Annotated in this window: 7 protein-coding genes and 1 rRNA gene; 2 read left to right on the top strand and 6 right to left on the bottom strand. The window is 66.5% G+C overall.

Features of this window, described 5'->3' with window-relative positions; genetic code table 11:
- Positions 1-460, bottom strand: a 16S ribosomal RNA gene (locus I55_RS17935); the annotation flags it as partial.
- Positions 461-1,526: 1,066 nt separating this feature from the next.
- Between I55_RS17935 and I55_RS17930 the strand changes: the two genes are divergently transcribed.
- On the top strand, positions 1,527-2,939 hold the full coding sequence (locus I55_RS17930) for a M23 family metallopeptidase (RefSeq protein WP_044561948.1): 1,413 nt from the start codon (positions 1,527-1,529) through the stop codon (positions 2,937-2,939).
- A gap of 114 nt (positions 2,940-3,053) precedes the next feature.
- Here I55_RS17930 and clpB read toward each other — a convergent pair whose 3' ends face one another.
- Positions 3,054-5,693: an ATP-dependent chaperone ClpB gene (gene clpB / locus I55_RS17925; protein ID WP_044561946.1), complete on the bottom strand. Its 2,640-nt coding sequence runs from the start codon at positions 5,691-5,693 to the stop codon at positions 3,054-3,056.
- Positions 5,694-5,909: 216 nt separating this feature from the next.
- Here clpB and I55_RS17920 point away from each other — a divergent pair, with 216 nt between their 5' ends.
- Positions 5,910-6,716, top strand: coding sequence for an MOSC domain-containing protein (locus I55_RS17920; protein WP_044561945.1), 807 nt, complete (start codon positions 5,910-5,912; stop codon positions 6,714-6,716).
- Here the strand turns inward: I55_RS17920 and I55_RS34585 are convergent.
- The 4 genes from I55_RS34585 to I55_RS17905 all read right to left on the bottom strand — a co-directional run bounded on the left by I55_RS34585 (position 6,674) and on the right by I55_RS17905 (position 8,855).
- Positions 6,674-6,934, bottom strand: coding sequence for an MmcQ/YjbR family DNA-binding protein (locus I55_RS34585; protein WP_199902633.1), 261 nt, complete (start codon positions 6,932-6,934; stop codon positions 6,674-6,676). The two genes, I55_RS17920 and I55_RS34585, sit on opposite strands and share 43 nt — an antisense overlap.
- Before the next feature lie 91 nt (positions 6,935-7,025).
- Positions 7,026-7,190, bottom strand: a complete 165-nt coding sequence (locus tag I55_RS37145) for a hypothetical protein (protein WP_159107224.1) — start codon at positions 7,188-7,190, stop codon at positions 7,026-7,028.
- 11 nt (positions 7,191-7,201) lie between these two features.
- Complete coding sequence (locus tag I55_RS17910; RefSeq protein ID WP_083901209.1) at positions 7,202-8,371, bottom strand: M48 family metallopeptidase; 1,170 nt, start codon at positions 8,369-8,371, stop codon at positions 7,202-7,204.
- A gap of 115 nt (positions 8,372-8,486) precedes the next feature.
- A complete protein-coding gene (locus tag I55_RS17905; protein ID WP_044561944.1) occupies positions 8,487-8,855 on the bottom strand; it encodes an RNA-binding S4 domain-containing protein in 369 nt (122 codons plus the stop codon).
- Positions 8,856-8,913: the final 58 nt, after the last annotated feature.

Raw genomic sequence — 8,913 nt, 5'->3', positions numbered from 1 at the left:
GGCTTCTTCTCACGTTACCGTCATCATCGTCACGTGCGAAAGAGCTTTACAACCCTAAGGCCTTCATCACTCACGCGGCATTGCTGGATCAGGCTTGCGCCCATTGTCCAATATTCCCCACTGCTGCCTCCCGTAGGAGTCTGGGCCGTGTCTCAGTCCCAGTGTGGCTGATCATCCTCTCAGACCAGCTACCGATCGTCGGCTTGGTGAGCCGTTACCTCACCAACTACCTAATCGGACGCGGGCCCCTCCTTCGGCGATAAATCTTTCCCCTATGATCTCCACAACCACAGGGCTCATCCGGTATTAGCTCCAGTTTCCCGGAGTTATTCCGAACCAAAGGGCAGGTTCCCACGCGTTACTCACCCGTGCGCCACTAAGGCCGAAGCCTTCGTTCGACTTGCATGTGTTAGGCATGCCGCCAGCGTTCGTTCTGAGCCAGGATCAAACTCTCAGGTTCAATGCGGTATCCAACCAACCTCGCGGCCAGCAAGAACCTCGACGGAAACCAACCTTAGTCGGCACCTCAAACCCAAGTCCGTTCCTGTTCCCCTCATCGCTGAAGGGACATATTCAGAGCATGTTCTTAAGATGCGCTTCGATCGTTTCCACGTTGCTGCCCGAACCGGGCCCAGCGTCGGAACCGCCGTCTGCGCATCCCTTCTCAAGACGTTCACTTGTTCAAGAACCCGTGGCCAAACGCGAAAACGCGCCAAAACCACAACCCCGTCCTTGGCCGATCCCCAAGGGGACCAACCCAAACCCGGACAGGAAGGGCGAATTCCGTTTCGTCCCGCGGCATCACCGCCAGAACCGCAACCCCTCAGTCACCAGCGTCAGCCGCCAGAACCCAGGGGTCGCTTCGCCGTCGCGCCGTTCGTTGTCGCCCGCCGCGTCGGTGAACGGGGTTATAGAGACGCCCGCCGGGGCTGTCCATAGAAATCTTGCAGTCCCATGACGATTTTTGGCGACCGCCACGCCCCCTATATATGCTCGCGCGCGGGCGCTTAAAAGGGGCCTTCCCGGTGAGTCTTCCTGCCCCATTTTCGCCATCCCCCCGGGATAAGAGGCCGCCCGTCGGCAGTGCCCACCCTGCCCCGGCCCCGCACGGACTCAATCGCCTTCGCCTTTCAAGTCCTATTAACACACTGTACGTAGGATGTTCCCGTTGACAGTGGCAATCAGGTCACGCGAGGATTGGCGCAACCGATGGCTAGATGGCCTGCCCCTTTCGGGCGTGGGCCTAGGTCCATCGGACGAGAAGAAGCTGGGGCGTTACGACCTGCCGATCCCCCGGATATCGAACCGGATATCGGCAATTCCAGTCGTCAGTTCTCTCCCCCGTCGCCGGGCCCGTTTCGGGCCTCCGGATGGGAACTTTCGTGGCGTGCCGCGCTGCGGAAAGGCCGTTCGGCAGGGCGGCCCGTCGACACCGTGCCCGCCGCCTGGTTCCAGGCGGGGGGGAACAGCGCCCGATGGGGCCCCGTGTAGCCTTGAGGTTTGACGATGCGTTTTGGATTGGGGGAGTGGGGGCCTTGCTGAAGCGGATCGCCGTCACATCGGCTGTCGCCCTGACCCTGGGTGGCATCGTCTCCCTGGCGTCACTGGACGACACCGGCTCGGTCGCCATGGCGCCGCAAGTGCTGCCGCCGGCCCCGCCTGCGGATGTCGATCCCGAATTGGCCGCCGCCGCCGCCGCCGCCCCCAAGGACCAGCAAGTGCCCGTGCAGGTCGCCACCGCCGTCCCGCCGCCGGCCAAGGCCCCGCTGTCGGTCGACCCCGTGGAACGCCGCCACGTCAACGTCGGTCGTGGCGACACACTGATGCAAGTGCTGATGGACGGCGGTGTGCCGGCCGAGAGCGCCCAGAACGCCATCAACGCGCTGAGCGGCGTCTTCGATGTGCGACGCATGAAGGCCGGCCAGGGCATCACCGTGCTGTTCGACCACAGCGAAGGTGACAGGTTCGTCGGCATGGAATTCCAGCCGGCGGCCGAGCGTGCCGTGTCAGTGGCCTTCAACGGCTCGCGCTACCAGGCCCGCCAGGTGGACAAGCCGCTGGAAAAGAAGCTGGTCGCCGCCCGCGGCCGCATCACCAGCAGCCTGTCGGAGGCGGCCAGCGCCGCTGGCGTCCCCTACCCCGTGCTGGACGCCTTCATCAAGCGCTACGCCTACGATGTCGATTTCCAGCGCGACCTTCAGCCCGGCGACACCTTCGAGATCCTGTTCGAGCGCTACTACACCGAAGATGGCCAGCCCGCCCGCGACGGGGACATCCAGTTCGCGTCCCTGACACTGTCCGGGAAGGAAAAGGCGATCTATCGCTTCCAGCCCGCCGGTGGCACCGCCGACTATTATACCGCCCTGGGCGAAAGCATCCGACGCGCCATCCTGCGCACCCCCATCGACGGCGCCCGCGTCACCTCCGGCTTCGGGATGCGCATGCATCCGGTGCTGGGCTACAGCAAGATGCACAAAGGCAAGGATTTCGGCGCGCCGGTGGGGACCCCCATCTACGCCGCTGGCGACGGCGTGGTGGAGCAGGCCGGTCCGTTCAGCAGCTATGGCAACTATGTCAAGCTGCGCCACGGCAACCAGATGGAGACCGCCTACGGCCATATGAGCCGGGTCGCCAAGGGCATGCGTGCCGGCCTGCGGGTGGCCCAGGGTGATGTCATCGGCTATGTCGGCGCCACCGGCCGCGCCACCGGCCCGCACCTGCATTTCGAGGTGCTGCGCGGCGGCCAACAGATCAACCCCGACAGCAAGGAGGCCAAGATCGATGCCGGCCGCCGGCTGGACGGCAAGGATCTGCGCCAATTCCAGGCCGTCGTCGCCCAGGACAAGGACGCCTTCCGCGACATGCAGGACGGAATGACCATGGTCGCCGGCAGGCCCGGCACGGGCCATGTCGTCCAGGCGGCCGTGAAACGGCACTGATAGAAAGCGCGGCAGCACTGACATGAAAAAGCCGGCCTCTCGCGAGACCGGCTTTTTCATGTCCTCGGATATCCTGGGGGCATTTGAACGATCACGATCAAATGCCCCCGCATATCAGTGCACCGTCGGCGGTTCACCCCACAGGCTCTCACCCGCGGGCGGAACCTGGATGGTCTCGCCATTCAGGATCAGGCCTTCCGGGCCAGCCGAAACACTGACTGTTTCCCCGTCGTTGATGCGCCCTTCCAGGATACGGGTGGCCAGCGGGTTCTGCAGTTCCCGCTGGATGACCCGCTTCAGCGGACGGGCGCCGTAGGCCGGGTCGTAACCGGCGTCCGCCAGCCAGCGCAGGGCCGCGTCGTCCAGTTCCAGGGTCATGTTCCGGTCGGCCAGCATGCGCCGCAGACGACCCAGCTGGATGTTGACGATGCCGGCCATGTGCGGCCGCGACAGGCGGTTGAAGATCAGGATCTCATCCAGCCGGTTGAGGAATTCCGGCCGGAAGGAGCCCCTCACCACCTCCAGCACATGGGCGTGCGCCGTGGCCACTGCCGCCGCGTCCGCCCCGTCGGGCAAGGACGCCAGCGCCTCAGACCCCAGGTTGGAGGTCATGATGATCAGGGTGTTGCGGAAGTCCACCGTCCGCCCCTGGCCATCGGTCAAGCGGCCATCGTCCAGCACCTGCAGCAGCACGTTGAACACGTCGGGGTGGGCCTTCTCCACCTCGTCGAACAGCACGACCTGGTAGGGCCGGCGGCGCACCGCCTCGGTCAGCGCCCCGCCCTCCTCATAGCCGACATAGCCCGGGGGGGCGCCGATCATGCGGGCGACGGAATGCTTCTCCATGTATTCCGACATGTCGAGGCGGACCATCGCCGTCTCGTCATCGAACAGGAATTCGGCGAGCGCCTTGGTCAGTTCCGTCTTGCCCACGCCGGTCGGGCCCAGGAACAGGAAGCTGCCGATGGGGCGGTTGGGATCCTGCAGGCCGGCGCGGGCGCGGCGCACGGCGTTGGACACCGCCACAACCGCCTCGTCCTGGCCCACCACGCGGCTGTGCAGCTTCTCCTCCATGCGCAGCAGCTTTTCCCGCTCGCCCGTCAGCATCTTGTCGACGGGGATGCCGGTCCAGCGGCTGACCACGGCGGCGATGTCGCCGTCGCGCACCTCCTCGTTCAGCATGCGGTTGCCGCCGGCTTCCTCGGCCGCCTTCAGCTTCCGCTCCGTTTCCGGGATGACGCCGTAGGTCAGTTCACCTGCCCGAGCCCAATTACCAGTGCGCTGCGCGTTCTCCAGCTCCGCCCGGGCCTGCTCCAGCTGTTCCTTCAGCTTCTGGGCGCTTGTCAGGGTGTCCTTTTCCGCCTGCCACTGGGCGGTGAGGTTGCCCGACTGCTCCTCCAATTCCGCCAGCTCGGCCTCCAGCTTGACCAAGCGATCCTTGGAGCCTTGGTCGGTTTCCCGCTTCAGCGCCTCCCGCTCGATCTTCAGGCGGATGATCTGGCGGTCCAACTCGTCGATCTGCTCAGGCTTGCTGTCCACCACCATGCGCAGCCGGCTGGCGGCCTCATCCACCAGGTCGATGGCCTTGTCGGGCAGGAAGCGGTCGGTGATGTAGCGGTTGGACAGGGTGGCGGCGGCCACGATGGCGCCGTCGGTGATGCGCACCCCGTGGTGCAGCTCATACTTCTCCTTCAGGCCGCGCAGGATGGAGATGGTGTCCTCCACCGTCGGCTCCGCCACGAAGACGGGCTGGAAGCGACGGGCGAGCGCCGCGTCCTTCTCGATGTACTTGCGGTATTCGTCCAGCGTCGTGGCGCCAACGCAGTGCAGCTCGCCCCGGGCCAAGGCCGGCTTCAGCATGTTGGAGGCGTCCATGGCGCCATCCGCCTTGCCCGCCCCCACCAGGGTGTGCAGCTCATCGACGAAGACGATGATCTCGCCCGCCGCCGCCTGGATTTCCTGCAGCACGGCCTTCAGCCGTTCCTCGAACTCGCCCCGGAACTTGGCGCCGGCCACCAGGCCCGCCAGGTCCAGCGCCATCAGGCGCTTGTTCTTCAGTCCCTCGGGCACGTCGCCGTTGACGATGCGCAGGGCCAGGCCCTCGACAATGGCGGTCTTGCCCACGCCGGGCTCGCCAATCAGCACGGGGTTGTTCTTGGTGCGACGGGCCAGCACCTGGATGGTGCGGCGGATTTCCTCGTCACGACCAATGACGGGGTCCAGCTTGCCGTCGCGCGCGGCCTGGGTCAGGTCGCGGGCGTATTTCTTCAGGGCGTCGTAGCTCTGCTCGGCCGAGGCGCTGTCGGCGGTGCGGCCCTTGCGCAGGGCGTTGATGGCCTGGTTCAAGGCCTGCGGCTTGGCGCCGGCCTCGGCCAGCACCTTGGCCGCCGCCGTACCCTCGGCCATGGCCAGCGCCAGCAGCAGGCGCTCGGCCGTCACGAAGCTGTCGCCCCCCTTTTGGCCAGCTGCAGGGCGCTGTCGAAAACCTGGCCAGCTCACGCTGAGGCTGATCTGCCCGGCGCCGGGGCCCGAGACCACGGGCACCTTGGCCAGTGCCGTCTCCACCCCGGCCAGCGCCCGGGCGGGATCGGCGCCGGAGGACCGCAGCAGGTTGGCCGCCAAGCCTTCGCTGTCGTCCAGCAGCACCTTCAGCAGGTGTTCGGGGTTCAGGGTCTGGTGGCCGCCACGCAAGGCCAGCGTCTGCGCCGCCTGCACGAAGCCACGGCTGCGCTCTGTGAACTTCTCGAAGTCCATCTCAAAAGCTCCCAATGTCGGCCAGAGCGTCCGCCAGGCAGCCCGTTCCAGCCATGATCCACGACAATTGTGCGATCCGAAGGATGCACCTGCGATATGGGACCGGATGATACCGGCCGCAAGGCCGCGAACCGCCCATTCCTACATCTAATTGCCCCCATAATGTCTTGGTGCGTGCGTTGACAAGCGACCGGGCTGATCCCTTACAGTGGCCCCATGACGACGACCGTTTCCATCCTGCATTATTTCCCTGTCAAGGGCTTGTCCGCCCAGACGCTGGAGTCCGCGACGCTGACCCCGGGCGAGGGCTTGCCGCAGGACCGGCGCTTCGCCATCACCCACGGGGCCACCACCTTCGACGTGCTGGCCCCGGCCTGGCGGCCCAAGAACAACTTCCTGGCCCTGATGCGGGACGAGCGGCTGGCCACCCTGGACGCGCGGTATGATGCGGCCAACTGCACGCTGGTGCTGATGCGGGCGGGCAAGGCCGTGGCGCGGGGCCGTATCGACACCCCCACCGGCCGCCTGCTGATCGAACAATTCCTGGCCGCCTACATGAAGGGTGCGGCCGTGCCGCCGCCTTACAAGGTGATCGAGGCGACGGGCCATATGTTCAGCGACATCGCCGAAAAGGCCGTCTCCCTGATCAACTTGGCCAGCGTCAAGGATTTGGAGCGGGTGGTGCAGGCGCCGGTGGATCCCCGCCGTTTCCGCGGCAACCTGCTGCTGTCCGGCCTGGCGCCCTGGGCGGAAAGGCAGTGGGTGGGCAAGCGCCTGCGCGTGGGTGACGTGGTGCTGGAGGTGTTCAAGGACATCCGCCGCTGCGCCGCCACCGAGGTCAACCCGGTGACGGGCGAGCGCGACATGGCCGTGGTGAAATCGCTGATGAACGGCTATGGCCATGTCGATTGCGGCGTCTACGCCCGCGTGATCGAGGGTGGCACCGTCAACCCGGGCGATACCGTGGACGTGATCGGCGGTTACAGAAGCGCTGCCAACTTCTTGGGCGCCACCGCCTGGTAGCTTTCCCTGACCCAGGCCCGCAGCAGATCCCGCGGCACCTCTTCCCCGTCAGCAAAGGTCGCGGTGACCCAGCCGCTGGGCCCCAGGCCGTAGCCGGTGGGCGCGCAATTGGGCATGTCCAGCGCGAAGGGGCCGGAGCGGGGCAGCTTCACCGCCACGCGGAATCCCGCGTCCCCCTCCCGCCCCAGGAAGACGAAGATCTTCCGCCGGAACTTCACCACCGTCTCCCCCCAAGGATGATCCTCCCCATGCCCTCCGGATATGTAAGGCCGTGCACCAGCCAGTCGGCCATGGGGGACGGGACCCCCGTCACGGCTGGGGCCCAACGGCGGGGGCCCCATCGGCGGGGGCGGCGGCGGGAGGCTCGGAAGCGGGTGCGGGAACATCCGCCGGCAGGTTCTCCGCCTTCCACACCATGGCGCGCAGGATGCGGTTATAGCCGGAGGGGTGGTCGTAGAAAACGACCTCCTCCAAGGCGCCCGGTTTCAGCTTCCGGTATTCGGCCAGCTTAGCGCGGCGGTGGCGAAGCCGTCCGGCTCCCGCGCCAGGTTGAGGCCGAAGGCGTCGGCCTCCGCCTCCTGGGTGCGGATGATGCTGTTCAGCACCGGGGTCAGCACGAAGAAATAGACGCTGAACAGGATGACGGCCAGCGGCAGGCCGGCCACGTCGCCCAGGCCGGTGATGCCCCAGCGCCCACCCCGCGTCAGGCGGAGGAAGGCCCGATCCACGAACAGATAGCCCAGGAACACCAGGATGGAGAGGTAGGCCAGGATGACGAAGACATGGTTCAGGACATAGTGCCCCATCTCGTGCCCCATCACCGCCTTGATCTCCGCCCGGGTGCACCGTTGCAGCAGCGTGTCGGTCAGGGAGATGCGGGTGGTGCCGAACAGGCCGCTGACATTGGCGCTGATCTTGTTGGATTGGCGCGAGGCGTTGAATTCATAGACGTCGGTGGCCGGCACCTCGTTGGAGCGGGCCATGGACAGCAGGGCCTCACGCACCGGGCCGGGCTTCATCGGGTCATATTTGTTGAACAGCGGCGCCACGAAGACGGGCGCCACCACCATCATCAGGGCCAGCGCGGCCACGCTGAACGCGGTCGCCCACATCCACCACGACCGGCCCAGACGGCGGACGATGGCGTAAAGCCCCCAGACGACCAGGGCGCCGAACACGCAGGAGATCGCCAGCTGGATCAGCTGGTCACCCAGCCAGTCGGCCAGCGTCTGGTTCATCAGCCCGTACTGCCGCTCGCGGTACCAATCGGCATAGATGCTGAAAGGCAGGGTGAGGATGAAGACGAGGACGGTATAGGCCAGGAAGAACACCGGCGTGGCGAAGCGCCCCAGGGCGGACAACCGGTCGCGCAGGCGCCAGGACAGGCCCCCCGCCAGGAACACGGCCGCCACCGCCAACGACACGATGAAGCGCCACAGTTGCAGCCAATAGCCGCCCTCGAAATAGGCGTCGGACTTGGCCCGCGCCTCGGCCGGCACGCTGTCCAGGTACGCCTGGGTCGCCGCCACCGGATCGAAAGAGGCCGCATGCGCCGCGACCGGCATGACCACCGCGCCCAGCGCCAACGCCCCCGTGATCAGACCGATGATCAAACCGATGCGGGCCAGCCCCACACGCACACCCCTGTCCCTCATGCTTGCCCCCGTTTCCCATGCCCGGCCCCAGCCTGGGCTATTTGGCCCCGAGCTTACGGGTTGGCGCACGCGCTGGACAGGGCCAGTTCACGGGAGCAGGCAAAGGACGCAGGGGTCAGGGCGCTTTGGGCAGGCGCGATTCCGGCGTGGGCGGGGACAGATCCTCATAGAGCGCCTGAGCCTCAGGCGCCGGTCCCCGGCGCGTGCCCAGCGCCAGCACCTTGATGACGCGGATGTGGCTGCCCAGCGGGAAGGTCAGCACGTCGCCCGGCCGCACGGTATGGTGGGCCTTGGTGATGGTCGTGCCGGCACAGCGGATGGCGCCCGACCCGCACAGCTTGGCCGCCAGGCTGCGCGACTTCAGGAAGCGGGCGTACCACAGCCACTTGTCCAGGCGCAGCCGGCCCTGGGCCAGGTCCGCGGCATCGTCATCGTCGCCAGCGCCGGGGCTAGCGACGACTTTGCCGCCATTGCCCTTAGACATGCCGTACCGCCCTCATGGCGCCTCCACCAAGGTTCGAAGGATGCTGAACGGGTTGTCG

The sequence above is a fragment of the Azospirillum sp. B4 genome, from assembly GCF_000333275.1.
Taxonomy (GTDB): Bacteria; Pseudomonadota; Alphaproteobacteria; order Azospirillales; family Azospirillaceae; genus Nitrospirillum.
This window is presented reverse-complemented; position numbering and strand designations above follow the sequence as displayed.

Bases quoted from the DNA above. Each gene is read 5' to 3' on its own strand.
- I55_RS17905 (WP_044561944.1), bottom strand. From the start codon at position 8,855: ATGTCTAAGGGCAATGGCGGCAAAGTCGTCGCTAGCCCCGGCGCTGGC.
- I55_RS17920 (WP_044561945.1), top strand. From the start codon at position 5,910: ATGACGACGACCGTTTCCATCCTGCATTATTTCCCTGTCAAGGGCTTG.
- I55_RS17910 (WP_083901209.1), bottom strand. From the start codon at position 8,371: ATGAGGGACAGGGGTGTGCGTGTGGGGCTGGCCCGCATCGGTTTGATC.
- clpB (WP_044561946.1), bottom strand. From the start codon at position 5,693: ATGGACTTCGAGAAGTTCACAGAGCGCAGCCGTGGCTTCGTGCAGGCG.